This is a genomic window from Rahnella sp. PAMC25617 (genome assembly GCF_050606005.1).
Taxonomy (GTDB): domain Bacteria; phylum Pseudomonadota; class Gammaproteobacteria; order Enterobacterales; family Enterobacteriaceae; genus Rahnella; species Rahnella variigena.
Window position 1 is genome coordinate 79,197 of the sequence record NZ_JBOCUM010000018.1, and the last position, 22,359, is coordinate 101,555.

Sequence of the window (22,359 nt, forward strand, 5' to 3'; positions counted from 1 at the left end):
CCTTTCCATCAGCATCGCAGGTTATAACCAGTTTTTACGTTTGAAGTACAAATAAGGTGCCAGACCGGCGAGGATCATCAGCGCAATCGCGCCCGGATAACCGAATGACCATTTCAGCTCAGGCATGAATTCGAAGTTCATCCCGTAGCTGGAGGCCACCAGCGTTGGCGGCAGGAACACCACGGAAACCACCGAGAAAATCTTGATGATGCGGTTCTGTTCGATGTTGATAAAGCCCATCGCCGCCTGCATCAGGAAGTTCACTTTCTGGAACAGGGATTCGTTGTGCGGCAGCAGGGATTCGATATCGCGTAACACCTCACGCGCCTGCTCCAGCTGACCTGCCGGTAAACGGGCTTTGCGCACCAGGAAATTCAGCGCACGCTGGGTATCCATCAGACATAAACGGACTTTCCATCCGATATCTTCCAGTTCTGCCAGCGTGGAAAGCGCCGCGTCATATTCGTCGCCCTGATGCCCTTCCATGATCACACGACTGAGTTTTTCCAGATCGCTGTAGATGTTTTCGATTTCGTCCGCCAGCTGTTCGATTTTGGTTTCGAACAAATCCAGCAGCAGTTCATATGCATTACCATCGACCAGTTTCTGGTTGCGGGCACGCATACGGTAGAGACGAAACGCCGGTAACTCGCGTTCACGCAGGGTGTACAAACGGCCTTCGCGCACGGTAAAAGCGACGGTGCTGTTACCGGCATGATCGTCGGCATCTTCGTAATAAAAGAAGGAGTGAATGTGCAGACCGTCTTCGTCTTCAAAGAAACGCGCAGAGGCTTCGATGTCGTCCAGTTCCGGACGCGTCGCCAGGCTTTGCCCTAATTCGCATTGAACGCGCTCACGTTCCTGATCGTCAGGCTCAACCAGATCGACCCACAGTGAAGTTTTGAGATCGTCTGACTCGTCCAGCTCTAAACGGGATAAGCGGCTGTTTTCTAATTTAAAAGCACTCAGCATGTGCCCGTTCTCCCAAAAATTACGGAAAGTGGACAACGCGTTGAAGCACAGAAAATCACGGAGTGAAAAATGTCACCGGCGTAATTCAGACCAACTTCAGATCTGACTCACAGCGACAGAACGGGGGTCGCTGACAACCACTAAGGCCATCAGCAATGAGGAGGGCCTTAGAAGTGGTACCTGGAAAACAGGTTGTTGAGCCAGTATCTACTGGGTGTGTCCAAGGCGCAGTTCCTCATTGATAATAGTGCGCGCATGTTACGCCGGTAATAAAAAGACTGTCAACCGCGAACAAATCTATTCTGGCAACATTTATGCATAAATTTCAGGCGGTGTTGATAACCTTTAGCGGCTTATGTCTCATCGTTTTTTTGGCTACACTCAGGCACCGAATTTCTCCGTTACCAGACTTCTCAGGCAGAGACTGAAATGATTAAACAAATAAACCAGGACACGCTGTGTGATCTGATCACCAAAGCCGCTCACTCCCCGCGACTGCGCCAGAATCTGAATATCCATCCGGCACCGGAAGATGACGTGCAACGTCTGGCCATTGCGATGGAACCGGGCACTTACGTGCGCATCCATCGCCATCCGCATACCTGGGAAATGCTGACCGCCCTGCGCGGACGTTTTCTGGTGCTGATTTACGATAACAGCGGCAAAGTCACCGACCGTCTGTGGCTCGGCGCAGAAACCCGCCTGCTTGAAATCCCGGCCAACACCTGGCACAGCGTGTTATCCCTCGACGAAGGTGGCGTGATTTTTGAAGTGAAACACGGCGCGTATCAGCCAGTGCAGGAACAAGATTATCTGCCAGGCACCCCGCCGGAAGGCGAAGAAGGCGTGAAAGAAACGCTGGAATGGTATGCGAAAGCCGAAGTGGGTGAAATTTTTAGCCTCTGATACTCTGTCGGGCAAGCGTCAGCGGTGCAGCGAGGTTGAGTCCGGCCAGCGCGGAGACACCGGAATGGACACATAGTCCATGAGGATGTCGAGCACTGCCCGGGCTCAAGATCGCAAGTAAGCTAGCTTGCGGCTTCGAGGCGGGCGTAGGCGGCGACCAGCCACTTAATCCCTTCCCCCGGGAACGCCACCTGCAGACGGCTGTGTTCGCCGCTGCCTTCCATGTTAACGATGGTGCCTTCACCGAATTTTGGATGCATGACGCGCTGGCCGAGTTTGAAGCCGGTATCGCTGACGCTGGTTGGCGTGCCGACGCTGCGGTTGCTCATCGGACGCGAAACATTGGCGCGCATCCTGACTTCTTCGACACAGTCCTCCGGCAATTCACCGACGAAACGTGACGGACGATGCGACACTTCTTTGCCGTATAAGCGGCGGGTTTCAGCGTAAGTGAGGGTGAGTTTTTGCATGGCGCGCGTAACGCCGACGTACGCCAGACGGCGTTCTTCTTCCAGACGCCCGCCTTCTTCCAGTGACATCTGACTCGGGAACATACCTTCTTCCATGCCGACGATAAACACCTGCGGGAACTCCAGCCCTTTGGCCGAGTGCAGTGTCATCAGCTGCGTAGCGTCCTGATTGGCATCCGCCTGCCCTTCGCCTGCTTCGAGCGCGGCATGGGACAGGAATGCCTGCAACGGCATCAGGTCTTCGTCTTCGTCCTGATAGCTGAACTGACGCGTTGCCGTCACCAGTTCTTCTAAGTTTTCGATGCGCGCCTGGCCTTTTTCGCCCTTCTCCTGCTCATACATGATGAACAGGCCGGAGTCTTTGATTACGCGGTCAGTCTGCACGTGCAGCGGCATGTCTGAGGTTTCATGCGCCAGTGCGTCAACCAGTTCGGTGAAGCGTTGCAGAGCAGACGCGGCACGGCCTGCCAGGACCTTTTCCTGTAACAAAGCACGCGTGGCCTGCCACATGGTCAGCTGACGGTCACGGGCTGTCTGACGCACCACATCCAGCGTACGGTCGCCGATGCCGCGCGTTGGGGTGTTCACCACGCGCTCGAACGCTGCATCGTCATTACGGTTAGCCATCAGACGCAGATACGCCAGCGCATCTTTGATTTCCTGACGGTCAAAGAACCGCTGGCCGCCGTAAATACGGTACGGCATCGCCATCTGCAACAAAGCTTCTTCCAGCACACGCGACTGGGCGTTGCTGCGGTAAAGAATGGCGCAATCTTTCAGCGCACCGCCGTTGTCCTGCCAGGTTTTGATGCGGTTAACCACAAAGCGCGATTCATCCAGCTCGTTGAATGCGCAATACAGTGAAATCGGTTCGCCCTCGCCGTCTTCGGTCCACAGGTTTTTACCCATACGGCCGTTGTTGTTTTCTATCAGCGAGTTAGCAGCCTTCAGAATGGTGCTGGTCGAACGGTAGTTCTGCTCCAGACGGATAGTTTCCGCATTCGGGAAATCTTTCAGGAAACGCTGGATGTTTTCGACCTGCGCACCGCGCCAGCCGTAAATCGACTGGTCATCGTCGCCGACGATCATCACGTTATTGTTGTCGCCCGCCAGCAGACGGATCCACGCGTACTGAATGCTGTTGGTGTCCTGAAATTCGTCCACCATCAGGTTGGTAAAGCGTTCTCGGTAATGCTGCAAAATATGCGGCTTGTTCAGCCAGAGTTCGTGGGCGCGCAGCAATAACTCGGCAAAATCCACCAGACCGGCACGGTCGCAGGCTTCCTGATAGGCCTGATAAATGCGTAACCAGGTCGCTTCGACAGGATTGTTATAAGTTTCAACGTGCTGCGGGCGCAGACCTTCATCTTTTTTGCCGTTGATGTACCACATCGCCTGACGCGGCGGCCACTGTTTCTCGTCGATGTTCAACGCTTTGATCAGACGCTTGATCAGACGCATCTGGTCGTCGCTGTCGAGGATTTGGAAATCCTGCGGCAGATTCGCGTCTAAATGGTGCGCACGCAGCAAACGGTGCGCGAGGCCGTGGAAGGTACCAATCCACATACCGCCCTGACTGGTGCCGATCAGCTGGTCGATACGGTGGCGCATTTCTGCCGCCGCTTTGTTGGTGAAGGTGACCGCCATAATGGAATACGGCGAACACTTTTCGACGGCCAGCAGCCACGCAATGCGGTGAACCAGCACGCGGGTTTTGCCACTGCCTGCCCCGGCCAGTACCAACAGATTGCTGCGCGGCGCGGCCACGGCTTCACGTTGTTTTTCATTCAGGCTGTCGAGCAGGTCAGAAACGTCCATAGGCACCGTTTGTCAGGATGAGAAAAGCACTCACCCGGTGAATGCTTTTCTACTGTGAATTTATACAGAGTAATTTAAGAAGGGATTATAGCAATGCTGTCAGCGATGCCAACTGCGAAATCTCAATATGCGGTAACAGACGGGCATCCTTAATGTGCATCAGGTCGCCTTCGCGCAAATTAATCCAGCACGATTGCATCCCGCAACGCACGGAACCCGCGACGTCCGTCGTCAGGTCATCACCCACATGGAGGATGTTTTCCAGCGGGATATCCAGCTTCATTGACGCCTTTTTATACATGTCAGCGTAAGGTTTTGCACGGCCGTGATCGCCAGCGCGCAAGGTGAACTGGAAATATTGCGCCAGACCACAGGCGTGCGGATCGGCATTGCCGTTGGTGATCGCCACTAAAGGCCAGCGTTCCGCCAGAGCGGCCAGCGCGTCGTGATTTTCACCCGGAACATAAATCCGGCTGCGCCAAAGGGCGAAGGTTTCCATCGCAGCTTTCGTGCCCAGCGTGGCATCACTTTCGCTCAGACCTGCGCGTTTCATCGCCAGCAATACCGCCTGACGACGCCATTCGGTGACGTCGTGATAAATTTCCGCGTCGTCTGCCAGCAATTCTGCGCGCATCAGGCGGATGGTGTCCGGTGCCATATCGGCCAGCGCCGGATGGAAACCCTGAATCGATTTCAGCGTTTCAGAATCGGTACGACGGATAACATCGTAATTGTCATACAGCGTGTCGTCTAAATCGAAGGTGATCGCTTCAATGCGTTTCAGCGGACGATAGAACTTCATCATGATTTTCCTCGTTTTGCGCGGGGATGCGCGGCGTCGTAAACCGTCGCCAGATGTTGAAAGTCCAGATGGGTATAGATTTGCGTGGTGGACAAGTTCGCGTGACCCAGCAATTCCTGTACCGCGCGTAAATCGCCGCTGGATTCCAGCACGTGCGTGGCGAACGAGTGGCGCAGTTTATGCGGATGAATATGGCTGTTCACACCCTGTTTCACGCCCCATTCGGCAAAACGCTTCTGAACATTACGCGCAGAAATACGGCTGCCTTTGCTCGACAAAAACATCGCGTCATCCTGCGGATTAAACAGACCACGACGTTCCAGCCAGTGTTCCAGCCAGGTGACGGCTGTGCGCCCGATCGGCACTTTGCGTTCTTTGCTGCCTTTACCCAACACGCGCACTTCGCCGGAAGCCATATCGATATGCTTGCAGTCGATACCCACCAGTTCAGAAAGACGCAGTCCGCCGCCGTACATCACTTCCAGCATCGCGCGGTCGCGAACGGAAAGCGGATCGTTGAGGTCGATTTCAAGAAGTTTATTCACTTCATCAACATCAAGATTTTTTGGCAGATGCTTTGGAGAACGCGGGGTAGAAATCCCTTTGGCAGGATTGGCGCTCAATACGCCCTGACGCACCAGCCAGTCGAGAAAACTGCGCAGTGAAGACATGCGCAGCGCCAGACTGGAAGGCCCTAAACCGGCGCGTTTACTGCGCGCCAGTAACATACGGACTTTTGGTGCATCGAGTTGCTGCCAGTTGGAAATACCGATCTCGCCGGAGATGGCGATCAGGGCTTCTAACTGGCGGCTGTAATTAGTCGTGGTGAGCGGGCTGAGTTGACGTTCGACGTGCAGATAACGCAGAAACGCCTCGACCGCGGGATACAGAGGCGATTCGGTGTGGCTCATACCCGCTCGATCCAACGTTCCAGCAGGCCGGGTAACATTTTAGCCAGCTGATCGAGTAAGACGGTGCCCATTCCCGGCTGATAGTGTTGCGGGTCACGGCTGCTGAAAATCAGTACGCCCAGTTCCCCCTGCTCGCCCATCAGGGAAAGCGCGACAGAACCAACGGCTTTGGCCTGAGGTAATAACAGCAACAGTTCCGGGCCGTTCAGACCACCTAAGTAATGCGGAGTTTCGCCCAGACGCTGAATACGCATCGATTCAAATGCGCTGCGACTTACTGCCAGATGGGTGAAATCGGAAGGCGCGCCGATCCGCCAGCCCTCACTGAACAGACGCACGTTGGCGCCCGCCAGTCCGAGACTGCGCGCCCAGCGTTGCAGGCGGTTAAGCATATCCTGCAAGCTACTGGCCGCCGCAAGCGTGGCCTGCAGTTCGATCATCCGTCCGAACAGCGACTCGTTGATCGAGGCCTGCTCCATCAGCAAAGTAATTTCTTCTTCAAGCTGCGCAATCTGATGACGCTGACGTCCGAGCTGCCATTCAACCAGCGAAATACTGCCTTTCACCGGATGCGGTACGTGCATCTGCTCGACACTTCGGGCATTGCGAATAAAGAAATCCGGGTTTTGCAGCAGATATTGCATCACGCTGTCGTCGTCGAGTGCTATCACCGGTTCAATCTGGTCATCAAGATTGTTCATAGATGAATAAATCCGTCGTAAACATGAGTGGCAGGTCCGGTCATATACAGCGGATGACCCGGCCCTTTCCAGCGAATTTCGAGGCTGCCTCCCGGCAGTTCCACCTGAACTTCTTCAGCAAGTAACCCTTGCTGGATACCTACCGCAACAGCGGCACAGGCACCACTTCCGCACGCCTGTGTTTCACCGGCGCCCCGTTCGTACACGCGTAATTTCACGCTTTCCGGACTGAGGATCTGCATAAACCCGACGTTCACACGCTCGGGGAAACGTTCATGGCTTTCCAGCATCGGCCCGAGAATGTCGACTTCAGCCGTTAATACATCCTCGACCTGCAATACGCAGTGCGGGTTTCCCATCGACACGACGCCGCAAAATACTGTGCGCTCTTCTGCACGCAGAATATAGGTCTTTTCCGGTTTCACTGCACGGAAAGGAACCTGTTGCGGCTCGAACACCGGCTCGCCCATGTTGACCTGAACTTCTTCATCTTCCGTTACCGTCAGCACCATACGACCAGTCTGCGTACTGACGCGAATGTCGCGTTTGTTGGTCAGACCTTTAATGCGGACAAAGCGGGCAAAGCAACGCGCGCCGTTGCCACACTGCGCCACTTCGCTGCCGTCGGCATTGAAAATGCGGTAGTGGAAATCTAATTCGGGGTCATAAGGTGGCTCTACCACCAGCAGCTGGTCAAAACCCACGCCACGGTGACGGTCGGACAAACGGCGGATCAACTCAGGCGAGAAGTAGACATTTTGAGTGACGGCATCAACGACCATAAAATCGTTACCCAGGCCGTGCATTTTGGAGAACTGCATAACTGACTCCGTTTACCGCTGGTCAAATCCAGTCGCGATGATCCCTGAAGGAAAGGGCTCCGGCAGCGTTGCACGAAACCCCCGGCACAGGCCGGTTAATCTCTGGAATTAGTCGTGAGATCTTCTGGTGATACACCTTTCTGCTGCGATGAACCGTCGTTAGCAGTACCTGGAACATTACTGGTTTTCTGAGTGGTTGATTTTTCCGGTGGTGGGAAATACAACGGCCCTTTCAGTCCGCAACCGGAGAGAGAAAATAATATCGTCGCGGCCAGAGACCAGCGTAAAGCGTTTTTCATTTTATGAATGCCCGTAATTCATGCGACCAAGCTCTCTATAATCGCAGGTGGATCATGAAAAGCAACAGGAATCGATAAAACACACGGGCACATTTTCAGGGTTTAAAGAGAAGGAAAGCCAGATATTCTGCCGCGTGTCCGGGATTGGGACAACTTTTCTAATGCAACTGAAATTGCTGTTTCAACCGGGAAGGTTCGACTTCAGTTTCAGGCAAAGGCGCGCAGGCCACAGATAACGCATTGCTGCGAAACGGGATCACCTGAATGCGCTCATCAAGGGACACAATCTGGTAGAACTGCGGCAGGTTAAAGTTGATGAAGCTTGAGCCGTAGGTAAACCGGTCATGCGAGGAGGAGTAGAAACGGCTGACGTCACGCACCAGATCTTCTTTACTGCCTTCACAATGGTGATAAACCTCGACGCGGTTCGACTCATCCAGAATGTAAATGTTGAAACCGATGTCGTCGGAACTGTCTTCGAAGAAGAACTGAATGATCCCTTCGCTGGCGTAGCCGTCAATGACCGCCGGAAGATGTGCCTGGTCAGTCTGCAATTTCACCGACAATCCGTGAAGTTTGTTGTTGGAAATCGCACCGTAGAACTCAATGGCATTTTCCAGCTTCTGTACGGAAACACTCAGGCGTTCGAAGAACAGACCCCAGGTTTGTCCGGCAACGCGCACGGCTTTAAAACGGCCAGGTTCGAGACGTTTGCTGGAAAGGCGAAGTTCTATGCACTCCGACACCAGTTGCTGAACGCGCGTGCGGATAAGGCCGCGCAAATGCTGGCTGTAGCAGAACACTTCCACCGACTCCGGCGGTGCGGCGTCCTGATGCATTTTGCCCAGAATAGTTTTCAGCGCTTCCAGCACCGCCTGTTCACCGCTGAAATGCAGCGTACGCACTTCGTTCCACGAGTTGCGGTAAAGCAGGTCAATACTGCCGACCATACATTCCTGATTCTGCCCGAAACTGAAAACATCCAGTTTACGGAAATCAAAATGCACGACCTGATTACGGAAGGCCGCGGTAGGATCGTGTTCCAGATTGACGATAATCGCTAAGTGGCGGATCTCACACGGGCTGTACAACGCTTTCGGCGTCGGTGCGGCCAGTCGCAGCGGGAAGTGATGTGACACATCCGCCACCAGTTCGCGCAGTTTAGCGATATCACACAGACCGCCGCTTTTGATGTGCAGACGCGTAGTCGACGTCAGCAGGCCGTTGAAATAGGCCCACGCCACCAGTTTGTTCAGATAACGGTTATATTCCAGCGGCTGATGGCTGACGATAGATTCCATCGACGGCGACTGGTTATACAGATACCAGCCGGTGCGGTTCGCACGGCCAATTGGCACATGAATAAAGGTTAAATCGTTCTCAGACAGATCAGGTGAAATCTGCGGGTTCACCAGCGTGACTTTGCCCGGCAGCGCTTCGAAAGCGGCGTACAACTTACGGGTCAGCACGCCGATATCCTGCGGGCTGGCGCTGACGCTTAAATTGTTGCGACGGGCAAAGCGGATCAGGTTGCGATAGCTTTGCATCATGGCATCAAGCAGTTCGTTATGCGCTTCGCGCACACGTTCGATTTTCCAGTTCGCCCGGTTATCCAGAATAGCCAGCCGTTCTTCGTCCCAGCCCCATTCCGCCACCAGCTGACTGAGAATTTCACGACGCCAGCCGACCGATGCCCGTGCGCGGGATAATTTTTCGCAGACTTTTAAATAGAAACAGCGGCGGACTAAATCAAGGCGGGTGGTGTCTTCAATCTGGGTGAGATAGCGGGTCACGCGGTCGAGCATCATACAATAGGAATCAAGCCCGAAGCAGACGATTTCGCCCTGATGCAGACGCTGTTTAATGTCCATCGCCAGCAACTGGGTTTGCGGGTATTCCCACGAATAGGCTTCCAGCAACAGCGTTTTGAGCACCGCTTTATAAGGCGAATCGATACTTTTATACAGCTGCCACAGGCTCGCGCCGAAATACTCTTCCGCCGAAAGCGTACTCAGGCCGCCCAGATCCAGCCATTCATTTGGCGTCAGGGCGCCCTGCGAGTAAAGAGAAAGGACGTATTCGTCGTAATGCGCTTCTTCTTCGCCCGGCACCATATTCCACAGAATACGCTTACCGGCCATGCGCACCGCGGTGCGATAGAACTCGTCGAGCAATAAGATGTGCTGCGTTGAACCGCAGTCTTCGCCGCCCAGGCTGCCACTTTCGTTATGGCGGAAACGGTTTTCGTCGATCAGGAAGAAGCTGACTTCCACGCCCAGCGAGGCCGCCCATTTTTCTAACAGGCTGCATTTTTGCTGTAAGCGGTTGCGTTCTTCGTTATCGAGCCAGGACTGATGGCAGACCCAGATATCCAGATCAGAACTTTGGCTTTGACCGATTGAGGAGGTACTGCCCATGGAATAGATGCCGGTGACAGGCAATTCGCCTTTCACCATGGGCTCAAGCGGGCTGCCCCATTTCTCTTCGAGGTCATTCAGATAGGTTTGCTGGGATTCATCAGGCGTGAAAATACAGATACCATGCGGAACCTTACCTTCAAGATATCCCGGCATCAGAGGGTGATGTTGATGTAAAAAGACAGGAAGCAGCGTGTAGACCTGTTGAAACGCAGGACCCATGGCTGCCAGTGCACGATCGACTCGTAACTGGTTGATCGCATCCAATCTTTGCTTCAATGTCTCGATGTAGAGGTACAAGACGTTTCGCCTGATTATACAGTGTCTGGAAATAACCCCGTTCCAAATCCGTCATTTATCGTGATGCTTATGCTTTGAACAATCGGAATTGCGCAAATAGTTGACGAATAATTGCTGGAAACGTGATCAATTTAACACCTTGCTGATTGACCGTAAAGAAAGTAACGCACCACAATTACTCTTCCGCTTCTCTGGATTTTACCGTCTGTTCCGCAAAGGAACAATTCCCCGCAGTGACCGTTAACCTTCTTTTACGAATGGCTTCTTACGCTGACAGCTTTCTATTGTCAGTGGTAGGATGGTCGCAGAGACAGTTAAACGGTAACAAACATGTTAGACAAAATCATTCGAATTGCCACCCGCCAGAGCCCGCTGGCTCTGTGGCAGGCACAATATGTTCAAAGCCAGCTGATGGCCTGTCACCCCGGTTTACAGGTGGAACTGGTCCCAATGGTCACCAAGGGCGATATCATTTTAGATACCCCGCTGGCCAAAGTGGGCGGCAAAGGTTTGTTCGTCAAAGAACTCGAACTGGCAATGCTCGATGGCCGCGCGGATATTGCCGTGCATTCCATGAAAGATGTGCCGGTTGAATTCCCGGAAGGTCTGGGACTGGTCACAATTTGTGAGCGCGAAGACCCGCGCGACGCTTTCGTCTCAAATCAATACGCCAGTCTGGCGGATCTGCCCCACGGCAGTATTGTCGGGACATCCAGCCTGCGCCGTCAGTGCCAGTTGCGCCAGAAGCGTCCGGATCTGATGATCCGCGATCTGCGCGGCAACGTAGGCACGCGCTTATCCAAACTCGATAATGGCGAATACGATGCCATTATTCTGGCCGTCGCAGGCCTGAAACGTCTGGGTCTTGAGAACCGTATCCGTACGGCGCTGACGCCGGAAGAGTGCCTGCCCGCAGTCGGACAAGGTGCCGTCGGTATCGAATGCCGTCTTGACGATCACATCACCCGCGAATTACTCGCGCCACTGGCTCACCGCGAAACTACGGTACGCGTTGAGGCTGAACGCGCCATGAATATGCGCCTCGAAGGCGGTTGTCAGGTGCCAATCGGTAGCTACGCGGAACTCAATGGCGATGACCTGTGGCTCCGCGCACTGGTTGGCGCACCCGATGGCAGCCAGATGGTCTCCGGCGAACGTCGCGGTCCGGCCGCAGATGCATACAGTATGGGCGTGGAGCTGGCCGAAGAACTGCTGGCCAACGGCGCACGTGAAATTCTGCAAGAGGTCTATCAGGGGAACGCTCCACGATGACCATTCTGGTTACCCGCCCCTCTCCGGCAGGAGAAATGCTGGTCAACCGGCTGCGTACACTGGGCCGGGTAGCCTTTCATTCCCCGCTGATTGAATTTGCACCGGGGAACCAGCTCGCAATGCTGCCGAACCTGCTATCCTCATTAAATCAGCAGGATCTGGTGTTTGTACTCTCTCAACATGCCGTGAACTACGCCGATCGCGCATTACGTCAGTCTGCCACCCGCTGGCCGGATAACGTCAGCTATTATGCGATTGGCCGCACCACAGGCCTGCTGTTTCATCGTGCCAGCAGTCTCCCGGTTATCTATCCGCAGGAGGGTGAAACCAGCGAGACATTATTGAATCTCCCGGCGTTGCAGCGCATTCAGGGCAAAAAAGCGCTGATATTGCGGGGCAATGGCGGAAGGGAATTGCTGGCCGAAACGCTCACGGAACGCGGCGTTGAAGTGACCTACTGCGAATGTTATCAGCGCAGCCCGGTTTACTACGATGCCAGCGAACAGAGCGCACTCTGGCAACGCGCCGGAATTGATACGCTGGTCGTGACCAGCGGAGAAATGCTGCAACAGTTGTACCAGTTAGTTCCTGAATACTACCGAAATTCATGGTTACTGCGCTGTAACCTGGTGGTGGTCAGTGAACGTTTGGCAACCCTCGCCCGCCAGCTTGGCTGGAGCGCAATTAGGGTTGCAGAAAATGCAGACAATGATGCGCTGATCCGCGCATTACAACTACCTGACTAAGGGATGTGCCAAAATGACGGAACAAAAAAATCCTTCCGCGCCGGATGAGAACGTTGTGATCTCCCCAGCGGTTGAGAGCCCCCAGCCAGACGCTTCAGAACGTGACCAGGAGCTGAAAACGCTGCGTAAAAAGCAACGTACCGCGCCGGTATTAGGCGCTATTGCGATTGTATTAGTGATCGCGCTTGGTGCAGGTCTTTACTATCACGGCCACCAGCAATCGCTGGCGCAGGCCGCCGCCAATTCGGCGCTTTCCGAACAGCTTGATGCCCTGCAAAAAAGCCAGCAACAGGATAAGCAGCAAATCGCTTCCCTGCTCGCTCAGCAGGATAAGACTCAGCAGGCCGCTGATCGCCAGCAGGCGTCGTTTGGTCGTCAGCTGAATGAATTACAAGATAAAGTCGCCAGCATTTCCGGCAGCGATGCCAAAACCTGGTTACTGGCTCAGGCCGATTATCTGGTGAAACTGGCAGGTCGCAAACTGTGGAGCGATCAGGATGTCACCACCGCCGCCGCTTTGCTGAAAAGTGCCGATGCCAGCCTCGCGGACATGAATGACCCGAGCCTGATTGACGTGCGTCGTGCGCTGAACGAAGACGTAGGCAGCCTTTCTGCCGTCGCACAGGTCGATTTCGACGGTATCATTCTCAAGCTGAATCAGCTGTCAAATCAGGTGGATAACCTGCGTCTGGCCGACAATGACACCGATGATTCCCCGATGGACAACGACAGCTCAAGCCTTTCCGGTTCGCTGACCGAATGGCGTCAGAACCTGACCAAAAGCTGGCACAACTTTATGGATGACTTCATTACCATCCGCCGTCGTGATACCAGCGCAGAACCGCTGCTGGCGCCGAATCAGGATGTGTATCTGCGCGAAAATATCCGCTCGCGTTTGCTGATTGCCGCACAGGCCGTTCCGCGTCATCAGGATGAAGTTTACAAGCAGTCACTGGAAAGCGTATCGACCTGGGTTCGCGCCTATTTTGATACGTCTGACCCGTCAACCAAAGCTTTCCTGGAAGAACTGGATAATCTCAGTCAGCAATCCATTTCGATGGATGTACCGGACGAGCTGAAAAGCCAGCCGATGCTGGAAAAACTGATGCAGACCCGCGTGCGTAACCTGCTCCAGCAGCCCGCCGCCGCCGCGCAGGGGGAATAACGCATGTTACGAGTCTTCGTGTTATTCCTGATTGTGTTTGCCGGGATTATTGTCGGCCCGATGCTGGCCGGTCATCAGGGTTATGTGCTGATCCAGACCGATAACTACAACATTGAAACCAGCGTCACCGGTTTAGTTATCATGCTGATCGTGCTGATTCTGGTGCTGTTCTTTATTGAATGGATCCTGCGACGCATTCTGCGGACCGGTGCGCGCACCCGCGGCTGGTTTGCCGGGCGTAAAAGCTCTAAAGCGCGCAAGCAAACTAAGGCTGCGATGCTCAAACTGGCAGAAGGCGATCATCGCCAGATGGAGAAACTGCTGGCACGCAATGCTGATCATGCCGAACAACCTGTGGTGAACTATTTACTGGCAGCAGAAGCGGCGCAGCAGCGTGGCGATGACATCCGCACTAATCAGTATCTGGAACGCGCGGCGGAAATTGCCGACACCGACCAGATGCCGGTGGATATTACCCGTGTGCGTATTCAGCTGGCGCAGGGTGAAATCCATGCCGCACGCCATGGCGTTGACCGTTTGCTCGGCCAGTCGCCACGTCATCCGGAAGTGTTACGTCTGGCGGAACAGGCTTATCTGCGTACCGGTGCCTATGGTTCACTGCTGGAAATTTTACCGTCGATGGCTAAAGCCGGCGTCCGTAATGACGATGAAATCCGCATTCTTCAGGAACAGGCTTATATCGGCATGATGAATCAGCTGATGGCAGAAGAAGGCAGCGAAGGTCTGAAACGCTGGTGGAAAGATCAGAGCCGCAAAACCCGCCATGAAGTGGCATTGCAGGTGGCGATGGCAACGCATCTGATTGAATGCAACGATCAGGATCTGGCGCAGGAAGTGATCCTCGACGGACTGAAGCGTCAGTATGACGACCGTCTGGTTGCGCTGATGCCGAAACTGCGTTCAGGTAATCCTGAGCAGCTTGAAAAGACTTTGCGTCAGCTCATTAAGCAAAACGGCACCACGCCGCTGCTGAGCAGCACGCTCGGTCAGTTGCTGATGAAACACGGTGAATGGCAGCAGGCCAGCGAAGCGTTCCGTGAAGCGCTGAAACAACGCCCTGACGCGTATGATTATGCGTGGCTGGCCGATGCGCTGGATAAGCTGCACAAACCGGCTGAAGCCGCTGAGATGCGCCGTGAAGGATTGATGCTGACACTGAATAATTCACAGCAACCGTAATAAAATTGCTGTCAGCAAAAAGGCTCCTTCGGAGCCTTTTTTACGTCATCAATACTAATACCCCAAATCATTTGAGTTGCAGAAAGGCGGCAAACGCAGGAATCCCGATGAGCTGACTGAAGTCAGTGATTCGGGTGACTAAGAGCAGCCAACACATCTGCAGCTCAAAGGATGCCGGGGTATGGGCAAAAAAAAACACCTGCATATGGGCAGGTGTATAAAACAATCAGGTCCAGGACAACAGATTTAGTGCCTCACTCAACGTTTTGCCTTCTGGATGATAGCGCTTGCGCGTTATCGGTCAGGATGACAATAGGCACTGTAAATTGGCTCTGCGTCATTCCCAGGTTTATGAAGCCGGAGCAAACATAATAGGTGGAATGAGCATCTACGGCGGGAATATTGCAGGACGCGTGCCAGGATGGCAAGAGTCTGTTAATAATTTTTTATTACACTGATAATTAACAACTTTATTATACCTGTAGCTCGGCAGTTGTTTTCTGCAAAGCCGGAGACTGTCCTTCAAACCGTCATTCTGTCGCCAGTGAACGACATGTGAATGTCAGCTTAGGTGACGCTTTATTTATCAATAAGATACGTGTCTCCTGACAGAGACAGGCATACAGCGGAATGTCGCGGATAAACAACAGGGTGAGTTGAGAAACTCCAGACGAAAAAAAACCTGCTTTAAAAAAGCAGGTTTCTTCGAATGTGGTCGGCGAGAGAGGATGACGCGCATCTTCGATGCTTGCCCTGCGGGTCGTTGCTAAAGCAACGTTGTCTCGCTTCGCTCGGCTCAAACCTCCTTCGGAGGTTCTCATCCTCATAAACTCCAGACGAAAAAAAACCTGCTTTAAAAAAGCAGGTTTCTTCGAATGTGGTCGGCGAGAGAGGATTCGAACCTCCGACCCACTGGTCCCAAACCAGTTGCGCTACCAAGCTGCGCTACTCGCCGATGTCGTGCATCTTACTACTTTCTGATGCTAACTGCATCATTTAAATGAAATTTGTGTGTGGTGCGAAGGGAGGGACTCGAACCCTCACATCCGAAGGACACTAACACCTGAAGCTAGCGCGTCTACCAATTCCGCCACCATCGCATGTCACAATCACAAAATCATTTTTAGAGTGGGGTGGCTAATGGGGCTCGAACCCACGACAACTGGAATCACAATCCAGGGCTCTACCAACTGAGCTATAGCCACCATATCTCTAACTACTAACGTGAACTGTCAGACTTCAACCTTTCACCGCAACTCTAGCGCATACTAAATGGTGCGCCCGACAGGATTCGAACCTGAGACCTCTGCCTCCGGAGGGCAGCGCTCTATCCAGCTGAGCTACGGGCGCTTAGCGCCGTTGCGGGTGGGGATACTACGGTTTTAACGCTTGGCTGTCTAGTGCTTTTTTTCAGAAATATTGCGTTTGATTACGCTTTATCCAATACGCATTAAAAGTAAGCGCCTTCCCTTCCCCACCCATGACTTACGGCGTTATTTTAGTTTTTCCGACGTCAGCGCGGCACGTTTGTGCATGCCGAGGCCGAAGTATATCAGCGACACCGCCGCGATGAAAATCCCACCTACCAGCAATGAAACGCGGGTATCCGGATTAATCGCCATACCGACCAGCACACACGCCAGGAAAAGCAGCGTCAGATAGTTGGTATAAGGAAAAAGAATCGATTTAAACGGATGGTTTTTCAGTTTCTCTTTATGCGCATCACGAAAACGCAGCTGGCTGATCAGCACCACAAACCACGGCACCATGCCCGGCAATACGCTGGCACTGTAAACGTACACAAACACTTTCTCAGGATTCGGAATGATATAGTTCAGGCACGAACCGACCAGCAGACACAAAATCGTGATCGCAATGCCGTAAACCGGCACACCGCTTTTAGATACATTGCTCAGGAACGCAGGCAACTGACGATTCTGAGACAACGCATACAGCATACGTCCGCAGCTATACATGCCGCTGTTACAACCCGACAGTGCCGCTGTCAGCACCACAAAGTTGATAATACCCGCCGCTGAAGCGATACCAATCTTCGCGAAGGTCAGTACGAACGGACTGCCGTGCGAGCCCATTTCGTTCCACGGAAAGATGGTGATGATAACGAAAATCGCACCAACGTAGAAAATCAGGATACGCCACAGGATGTTATTGATGGCGCGTTTGAGGGTAACCTGCGGATTTTTGGCTTCACCGGCGGTGATACCCACCAGTTCCACGCCCTGATAGGACGCCACGACAATACACAGCGCAAACAGGAAGCCTTTCCAGCCGCCGGCAAAGAAGCCGCCGTGCGCGGTCAGGTTCGCAAACCCCACCGGTTCGCCGTGATTACCAAATCCGAAGAAAATCACCGCCAGCCCGACCACGATCATCACAATGATGGTGGTGATTTTGATCAGCGCAAACCAGAACTCCATTTCACCATAGAGTTTCACAGCCGCGAGGTTTGCCGCAGCAACAATCGCCACAGCCGCCAGCGCGGGGATCCACTGCGGTAAATCCGGGAACCAGTATTGCGCGTAAACGCCAATCGCGGTGATTTCGGAAATCCCCACCGCTATCCACATGAACCAGTAACTCCACGCGGTGAGATAACCGTAATACGGCCCGAGATATTTATGCGCATACACCGCAAACGAACCGGCCACCGGCTCCAGATGCAGCATTTCGCCCATCGAGCGCATGATAAAGAAGACGAACACACCGGCCAGAATGTACGCCAGTAACACTGACGGCCCGGCCCATTTCAGGGTGCTCGCCGCGCCCATGAATAATCCGACACCGATGGTACCGCCCAGAGCGATCAGCTCAATATGTCTCGCCTCCAGCCCCCGGTGTAGCCCACCCTTTTCTTCTTTATTCTCCATAGATCCTCAATTTCTCTCTCGTTGTGTTTGCCTTCCGGAAGGAGCGGAATGTTATTTTTATTGTGATGATGCCCGTATAGGGCGGAAAAACGGCGTTATGGTTCCGTATTTTCCGACGAGTTGCAAACGCCTATTGAGAAAGATAAGCACTGATATGCAAAGCGGACAGGAAACACAGGCAAGAGAAGTGAAGAAATGAGAGGTGACGCGCCCTCCTGAAGATTCAGAACGGCGGATTCATTACAGACGACCGGTGTAGTAATAACGTACGAATTTGAGCAGTTTGAGCTGACGACGCAAACGGCTTGGCTGCAAAATAAGACGATAGAGCCATTCCAGCCCCATGTTTTGCCAGATTTTTGGCGCCCGTTTCACGTGGCCGGTGAAAACGTCGTAGGTGCCTCCGATGCCCATATAGAGCGCATCCGGATGAACCAGACGACAATCACGCATCAGGATTTCCTGTTTCGGCGAGCCCATCGCCACCGTCACAATCGCTGCCCCGCTGCCTCTGACGCGTTCGAATAACGAGCCACGCTGCTCCGGCGTAAAGTAGCCATTCTGGCTGCCGACAATATTGACGTTCCACTGCGTGCGCAGCTTTTCTTCCGTTTGTTCCAGAACGTCAGGTTTGCCGCCGATCAAAAAGACCGGCGTTCCTTCACGACCGGCGCGCTCCATCAGGCCTTCCCAGAGATCGGCACCGGCGATACGGGAAACCTGCGCCTGCGGGTATTTACGGCGGATGGCCCGCACAATGCTGATACCGTCGGGATATTTGTATTCAGCGCGGCCAATCAGCTCACTCATTTCCGGATTACTTTCGACGGTCAGCACTTTCTCGGCATTTATCGCCACCAGCGCACCGGTTTTCACCTTTTGACCGGCAAAAAGGTAATCGAGAAAATGCGCCATATCACGAAAGCCCCAAAGGCGGATCCCGCGGATATCGTATTGCGGAACGTTATTCTCCAGATTCATGACTCTTCCTTACTGCCAGCGGCTCCATGAGGTTTTTTCTGCGGGGTATTTTGGCACGTATCAGCCCGGCGGCGTCAAACATCCAGTACAACAATTTGGCCACCACCAGACATGCGCCGAAAACGACACAGAAGAAGACCACCCGCGAAAAGAAGGAATCCACGCCTTCACGGGCCAGCACAATCATATTAAAGACCGCACCGAAGCAAAAACTTTGCAGGATGGCGGCTTTGTAGCGGTTGGTGTCTGCTTTGCCTTTTTCGTACAACCAGTCGAACCATTTGATGATCATACCGACGGCGACAGCGCCCAGCGGGATAAACCACACGCCGCCCATTACCACCAGCGAACCGATCAGCGTTGGTGAAATCGCCAGACCGGAATGGTTATCCAGCACTTCCCAGGTGAAATAGTTGGCCGAGTTGAGCACCACGCCCGGGCGATCGTGCCAGAGCCAGCCGGGGATAAAGACGTAGAAATCACGCACAATAGGAGCCAGTCCCTGGAAACTGATTTTGTCGTAGTTTTGCAGCAACAGCCCCAGATTCTCCCACGGCGAAAAGGTATCGCGCGTGAGATAAAGGAAGGTATAAATGGCTTCCGGACCGCTGACGTTCAGACCGTAGCGTTTCAGCGCCAGCCAGAACATCCCGACGATACCCAGCACGCCCGCCGCCGCCAGCATCCATAAGCTGATCCAGCCACGAACAATGCCGATAAACAGAAACAGGGCGAACGCGATAATGATATTGGCGCGGGTTCCGCCGACGATGACATACGTCAGGAAGCCAAACGCCACCGTACTGGCAAGGAAAAACAGCCAGCGGCGCACGTCAGGTTTGAGGAAAAAGACTACCAGCATGGCCGGAATAAAGAAGTAGAAGAAGCGCTTGAGCGCCACGCCGGACACATCGCTGGAGAATATCTGGCTGTACGACTTGAGCTTAAACAGCAAAAAGCCGTTATGCGCAAAGAAAATAGAAACCGTCACCACCGCAATCAGCGCCAGCAACATCCAGGTGAGATGGGTTTCCACCCGGTTCATGGTAAACAGCGGGCGTGAAGTCCCGTCACGTTTTGCCTTCAGCCGTGTTTTATAGCTGACGTAATAAATGCCGTAGAAACAGGTGGCGGCCAGCATGGCCTGCAACAGGTTTTCGACCGGCACCACTTTCACATCAAACTGGAAAACCAGCAGACAAGTCAGAGGAAAACCGAAATAGAACGTCAGCAGATAGAGCAGCGAAAACAAGACGTTGAAGTTAAAGCGCACACAGCGAAACTCTTTATACGTCAGCGTCAGAATGAACAGCAGCGAGAACGCATACACCAGTGACAAGCCACCGAGCTGTGTCAGCGTCATGATGCGTCTCCCGCCGCCAGCTGCAAGGCCTGCTGCCAGCCCGCGATGTAATTCGGATTAAAAAAGGCGATATTTTGGCGGTCGGCGCTCAGCAACTGGCGGCGTGCTTCGGCTACCGTTCTGGCATCCAGCGCATCACCATAAAACAGCACCGGCAAATGCTGCTCAGCCAGATCCTGCCAGAACGGATTCTGACGGCTGACGACGAACGGCACGCCGAACTGGATAAGCAGACATTGCGTCCCAATGCCCTGCTGGCGGTCGAAAATAAAATACCCCAGCGAACAGCGGCGTAGCACGTTGAGATAGTCGTCAAACGCCATCGCGCCGGTCATCAGTTCAACGTGTTCAGGCGCAAACAGTTTCAGTGCTTCAGCACGAACCTGCTCAATATAAGTCTGGTTATTGACCGGATAACCCATCGGGATAATCACCCGGATATCGGCACCGAACTGCTGATGCAAAGAACGCAGCGCTTCAATATGCCGGTTAGTGCGATCGCCGGAGTTACCGACAAGAACCGTCATCGGCTCTTCTGGTTCGGGCAAATCCGCAGGCTGCGTGAGCGCCGGATCCATCCGCGTCGGGAAATACAGCAACGAAGAAGGCACGCGGGGATGGCGCTGATGGAAGTGGATCAGGTCACCGCGGGTGGCGAAAACATGCCCGATACGCCCCTGCGCCAGACGACGCATCAGATAGAACAGGCGGAATTTCAGACCGCCTGCCGATTCATAAAGGTCTGCGCCCCAGATATGCCAGCTGACCTGTCGCGCCTTAATTTTGCCGGTCAGCAATGCCAGCCAAAGTGTCGGATTAAACTGGCCGTGGAAGAAAAAGTGATGTGTCCGCTCCTGCGCACGGGAAATCACCGCCGCCGCCAGCGTCTTTTTATCCGGATAAACGCGAATATCCAGACGCGTGAACTCAGCAAACGCTGATGCATCCGCCGCCGCGACCATAAAATGACAAATCAGCTTTTCCGGCACGCATTCGGCCAGTACATCATTAAAAAAGCGCAGTACGGTGACATTATGGTGGGGAATGTCAGATCCCAGAACGTGAATCAGCGTTGTCATGCTCGTCTACGATAGATAACAAATACGGTGCAACACAGGGTGAAATAGACGATGTAGGTCGCCATATAGGCCTGTGCAGCGCCAAGAGAACCGTGTATCGGGATCAGCCAGTGAGAGAATCCCGTCAGTAACGCGAACTGGCTGATTTCAGTCAGCACGTAAAAGCGCAATGACGCTCTGGCGATCACCAGATACCCAAAAACATACGAGCCGACTTTCAGCACATCGCCGACCAGCTGCCACGCGAACAAATCTCGCATTGCGATAAATTGTTTTGAAAACAGCAGCCAGATAGCGAAGTCGCGCAGCAGCCAGACGGTAAAACTGACCGCCGCCACCGCAGGCAAAACGAATTTCAGCGATTTCACAATCTCGCGAGTGACATCGCGTTTATCGGTCAGGCGCGATAACGTCGGTAACAGATACACGCTGAAAGAGGCGGTAATGAACTGTAAATAGGCATCGGAAATGCTGCTGACACCCTGCCATATCCCCACATCTTTCCAGCTGTAATGCTCCGCCAGCAGATTTCGCATCATCACATACGCCACCGGTAAGGTAACGGAGGTGATCAGCGCCATCAGCGTAAATTTGCCCAGATGGCTGGCGATAAAGCGATCCCAGCCCGGCTTTAAATAATGCAGCGGGAAGGATTTTCGCCACCACAACATACCGCCCGCAGGCAGGATCACCAGCGCCGGCACCAGCGCCAGCCCGGCCAGAGCGCCTTCGTAGCCACCCAGTTTAAAGCACAGCAGATAGGCCAGAAGACCGATCAGGCTGCCGCCGATCACCGCCAGCGCGTTGCCCATGGCATCACGGTAGCCTTTCAGGATGGCCTGAAAATAGTTGGCGTAGGCGATGCCCATCTGAATAAAAGCCACAAAGCGGACGACTGCCTGATAGCGGTCATGGCCGAACAGCGCGACACTCACCGGTCCGGCGGCCAGCAGAAACACGGCCGCCAGCACCGTCGAGAAACCTAAAATCAAGGTAGAAGACGTGCCGAGAACGGCTTTGAGTCGCTCCGGGTTTTCATGATGTTCGGCGACGTATTTGGTAACGCCGTTGAAAATGCCGGCACCGGAAAGCACGCCCAGCACGGTCACCAGCTGGCGGAAATTCCCCGCCTGCCCCACACCATCAGGCCCGAAAGCCACCGCCAGCAGTTTCACCACCAGCAGCCCGGCACCGATTTTTATCAGCGTGGAACCAGCGGTCCAGACGGACGCTTTTGCCAGCGACATA

Annotated in this window: 19 protein-coding genes, 4 tRNA genes and 1 other RNA gene; 5 read left to right on the top strand and 19 right to left on the bottom strand. The window is 53.8% G+C overall.

Annotation, left to right across the window (positions count from 1 at the left end):
* Positions 1-21: 21 nt before the first annotated feature.
* Positions 22-972 (bottom strand): magnesium/cobalt transporter CorA, encoded by a 951-nt coding sequence (gene corA, locus ACM615_RS21255; protein WP_095924204.1) that lies wholly within the window; start codon positions 970-972, stop codon positions 22-24.
* Between the two features lie 167 nt (positions 973-1,139).
* Positions 1,140-1,196, bottom strand: coding sequence for a YsgD/CorL family protein (ysgD, locus tag ACM615_RS21260; protein ID WP_369921081.1), 57 nt, complete (start codon positions 1,194-1,196; stop codon positions 1,140-1,142).
* Between the two features lie 205 nt (positions 1,197-1,401).
* Between ysgD and ACM615_RS21265 the strand changes: the two genes are divergently transcribed.
* On the top strand, positions 1,402-1,878 hold the full coding sequence (locus ACM615_RS21265; protein ID WP_112291325.1) for a WbuC family cupin fold metalloprotein: 477 nt from the start codon (positions 1,402-1,404) through the stop codon (positions 1,876-1,878).
* 122 nt (positions 1,879-2,000) lie between these two features.
* On the opposite strand, the gene uvrD is transcribed toward ACM615_RS21265, so the two are convergent.
* The 7 genes from uvrD to ACM615_RS21300 all read right to left on the bottom strand — a co-directional run bounded on the left by uvrD (position 2,001) and on the right by ACM615_RS21300 (position 10,417).
* Positions 2,001-4,166: a DNA helicase II gene (gene uvrD / locus ACM615_RS21270; protein ID WP_113878090.1), complete on the bottom strand. Its 2,166-nt coding sequence runs from the start codon at positions 4,164-4,166 to the stop codon at positions 2,001-2,003.
* Between the two features lie 85 nt (positions 4,167-4,251).
* Positions 4,252-4,968, bottom strand: a complete 717-nt coding sequence (yigB, locus tag ACM615_RS21275) for a 5-amino-6-(5-phospho-D-ribitylamino)uracil phosphatase YigB (RefSeq protein ID WP_431012499.1) — start codon at positions 4,966-4,968, stop codon at positions 4,252-4,254.
* Positions 4,968-5,879 (bottom strand): tyrosine recombinase XerC, encoded by a 912-nt coding sequence (gene xerC, locus ACM615_RS21280; protein ID WP_113878092.1) that lies wholly within the window; start codon positions 5,877-5,879, stop codon positions 4,968-4,970. Before xerC ends, yigB begins: the two co-directional genes overlap by 1 nt.
* Complete coding sequence (locus ACM615_RS21285; protein ID WP_113878093.1) at positions 5,876-6,580, bottom strand: DUF484 domain-containing protein; 705 nt, start codon at positions 6,578-6,580, stop codon at positions 5,876-5,878. Before ACM615_RS21285 ends, xerC begins: the two co-directional genes overlap by 4 nt.
* The gene (dapF, locus tag ACM615_RS21290; protein WP_113878094.1) at positions 6,577-7,401 is read right to left on the bottom strand and encodes a diaminopimelate epimerase; all 825 of its coding nucleotides are present in this window, start codon (positions 7,399-7,401) and stop codon (positions 6,577-6,579) included. Before dapF ends, ACM615_RS21285 begins: the two co-directional genes overlap by 4 nt.
* A gap of 95 nt (positions 7,402-7,496) precedes the next feature.
* Positions 7,497-7,700, bottom strand: a complete 204-nt coding sequence (gene lptM, locus ACM615_RS21295; RefSeq protein WP_112290268.1) for an LPS translocon maturation chaperone LptM — start codon at positions 7,698-7,700, stop codon at positions 7,497-7,499.
* A 158-nt stretch (positions 7,701-7,858) separates the two neighbouring features.
* Positions 7,859-10,417, bottom strand: a complete 2,559-nt coding sequence (locus ACM615_RS21300) for a class I adenylate cyclase (RefSeq protein WP_112290270.1) — start codon at positions 10,415-10,417, stop codon at positions 7,859-7,861.
* 330 nt (positions 10,418-10,747) lie between these two features.
* Here ACM615_RS21300 and hemC point away from each other — a divergent pair, with 330 nt between their 5' ends.
* The 4 genes from hemC to hemY are packed head-to-tail and all read left to right on the top strand — an operon-like array spanning position 10,748 to position 14,800.
* Entirely contained in the window at positions 10,748-11,689 is a 942-nt protein-coding gene (gene hemC / locus ACM615_RS21305; protein WP_112290271.1) for a hydroxymethylbilane synthase, read from the top strand.
* Positions 11,686-12,435, top strand: coding sequence for a uroporphyrinogen-III synthase (hemD, locus tag ACM615_RS21310; protein WP_113878095.1), 750 nt, complete (start codon positions 11,686-11,688; stop codon positions 12,433-12,435). The genes hemC and hemD overlap by 4 nt, the downstream gene beginning before the upstream one ends.
* A gap of 13 nt (positions 12,436-12,448) precedes the next feature.
* Complete coding sequence (gene hemX / locus ACM615_RS21315) at positions 12,449-13,600, top strand: uroporphyrinogen-III C-methyltransferase (protein ID WP_132967165.1); 1,152 nt, start codon at positions 12,449-12,451, stop codon at positions 13,598-13,600.
* Positions 13,601-13,603: 3 nt separating this feature from the next.
* Entirely contained in the window at positions 13,604-14,800 is a 1,197-nt protein-coding gene (gene hemY, locus ACM615_RS21320; RefSeq protein WP_159282706.1) for a protoheme IX biogenesis protein HemY, read from the top strand.
* 712 nt (positions 14,801-15,512) lie between these two features.
* Here the strand turns inward: hemY and ACM615_RS21325 are convergent.
* From ACM615_RS21325 to wzxE, 10 genes are all read right to left on the bottom strand, one after another.
* Positions 15,513-15,641: non-coding RNA, RtT sRNA (locus ACM615_RS21325), on the bottom strand.
* 37 nt (positions 15,642-15,678) lie between these two features.
* Positions 15,679-15,755 (bottom strand) — tRNA-Pro (locus tag ACM615_RS21330).
* A 59-nt stretch (positions 15,756-15,814) separates the two neighbouring features.
* A tRNA-Leu gene (locus ACM615_RS21335) sits at positions 15,815-15,900 on the bottom strand.
* Between the two features lie 29 nt (positions 15,901-15,929).
* A tRNA-His gene (locus tag ACM615_RS21340) sits at positions 15,930-16,005 on the bottom strand.
* A 68-nt stretch (positions 16,006-16,073) separates the two neighbouring features.
* Positions 16,074-16,150 (bottom strand) — tRNA-Arg (locus ACM615_RS21345).
* 143 nt (positions 16,151-16,293) lie between these two features.
* Positions 16,294-17,688, bottom strand: coding sequence for a bifunctional threonine/serine APC transporter ThrP (gene thrP / locus ACM615_RS21350; protein WP_112290315.1), 1,395 nt, complete (start codon positions 17,686-17,688; stop codon positions 16,294-16,296).
* A gap of 240 nt (positions 17,689-17,928) precedes the next feature.
* Positions 17,929-18,669: a lipopolysaccharide N-acetylmannosaminouronosyltransferase gene (gene wecG, locus ACM615_RS21355; protein ID WP_431012492.1), complete on the bottom strand. Its 741-nt coding sequence runs from the start codon at positions 18,667-18,669 to the stop codon at positions 17,929-17,931.
* Positions 18,653-20,032, bottom strand: a complete 1,380-nt coding sequence (wzyE, locus tag ACM615_RS21360) for an ECA oligosaccharide polymerase (protein WP_431012493.1) — start codon at positions 20,030-20,032, stop codon at positions 18,653-18,655. The genes wecG and wzyE overlap by 17 nt, the downstream gene beginning before the upstream one ends.
* Positions 20,029-21,111, bottom strand: coding sequence for a TDP-N-acetylfucosamine:lipid II N-acetylfucosaminyltransferase (locus ACM615_RS21365; protein WP_431012494.1), 1,083 nt, complete (start codon positions 21,109-21,111; stop codon positions 20,029-20,031). The genes wzyE and ACM615_RS21365 overlap by 4 nt, the downstream gene beginning before the upstream one ends.
* A complete protein-coding gene (wzxE, locus tag ACM615_RS21370; RefSeq protein WP_113878101.1) occupies positions 21,108-22,358 on the bottom strand; it encodes a lipid III flippase WzxE in 1,251 nt (416 codons plus the stop codon). Before wzxE ends, ACM615_RS21365 begins: the two co-directional genes overlap by 4 nt.
* Position 22,359: the final 1 nt, after the last annotated feature.

Bases quoted from the DNA above. Each gene is read 5' to 3' on its own strand.
- dapF (WP_113878094.1), bottom strand. From the start codon at position 7,401: ATGCAGTTCTCCAAAATGCACGGCCTGGGTAACGATTTTATGGTCGTT.
- corA (WP_095924204.1), bottom strand. From the start codon at position 972: ATGCTGAGTGCTTTTAAATTAGAAAACAGCCGCTTATCCCGTTTAGAG.
- thrP (WP_112290315.1), bottom strand. From the start codon at position 17,688: ATGGAGAATAAAGAAGAAAAGGGTGGGCTACACCGGGGGCTGGAGGCG.
- uvrD (WP_113878090.1), bottom strand. From the start codon at position 4,166: ATGGACGTTTCTGACCTGCTCGACAGCCTGAATGAAAAACAACGTGAA.
- hemD (WP_113878095.1), top strand. From the start codon at position 11,686: ATGACCATTCTGGTTACCCGCCCCTCTCCGGCAGGAGAAATGCTGGTC.
- ACM615_RS21265 (WP_112291325.1), top strand. From the start codon at position 1,402: ATGATTAAACAAATAAACCAGGACACGCTGTGTGATCTGATCACCAAA.
- wzxE (WP_113878101.1), bottom strand. From the start codon at position 22,358: ATGTCGCTGGCAAAAGCGTCCGTCTGGACCGCTGGTTCCACGCTGATA.
- hemX (WP_132967165.1), top strand. From the start codon at position 12,449: ATGACGGAACAAAAAAATCCTTCCGCGCCGGATGAGAACGTTGTGATC.
- xerC (WP_113878092.1), bottom strand. From the start codon at position 5,879: ATGAGCCACACCGAATCGCCTCTGTATCCCGCGGTCGAGGCGTTTCTG.
- hemY (WP_159282706.1), top strand. From the start codon at position 13,604: ATGTTACGAGTCTTCGTGTTATTCCTGATTGTGTTTGCCGGGATTATT.
- lptM (WP_112290268.1), bottom strand. From the start codon at position 7,700: ATGAAAAACGCTTTACGCTGGTCTCTGGCCGCGACGATATTATTTTCT.
- ACM615_RS21365 (WP_431012494.1), bottom strand. From the start codon at position 21,111: ATGACAACGCTGATTCACGTTCTGGGATCTGACATTCCCCACCATAAT.
- wecG (WP_431012492.1), bottom strand. From the start codon at position 18,669: ATGAATCTGGAGAATAACGTTCCGCAATACGATATCCGCGGGATCCGC.
- yigB (WP_431012499.1), bottom strand. From the start codon at position 4,968: ATGAAGTTCTATCGTCCGCTGAAACGCATTGAAGCGATCACCTTCGAT.
- hemC (WP_112290271.1), top strand. From the start codon at position 10,748: ATGTTAGACAAAATCATTCGAATTGCCACCCGCCAGAGCCCGCTGGCT.
- ACM615_RS21285 (WP_113878093.1), bottom strand. From the start codon at position 6,580: ATGAACAATCTTGATGACCAGATTGAACCGGTGATAGCACTCGACGAC.
- wzyE (WP_431012493.1), bottom strand. From the start codon at position 20,032: ATGACGCTGACACAGCTCGGTGGCTTGTCACTGGTGTATGCGTTCTCG.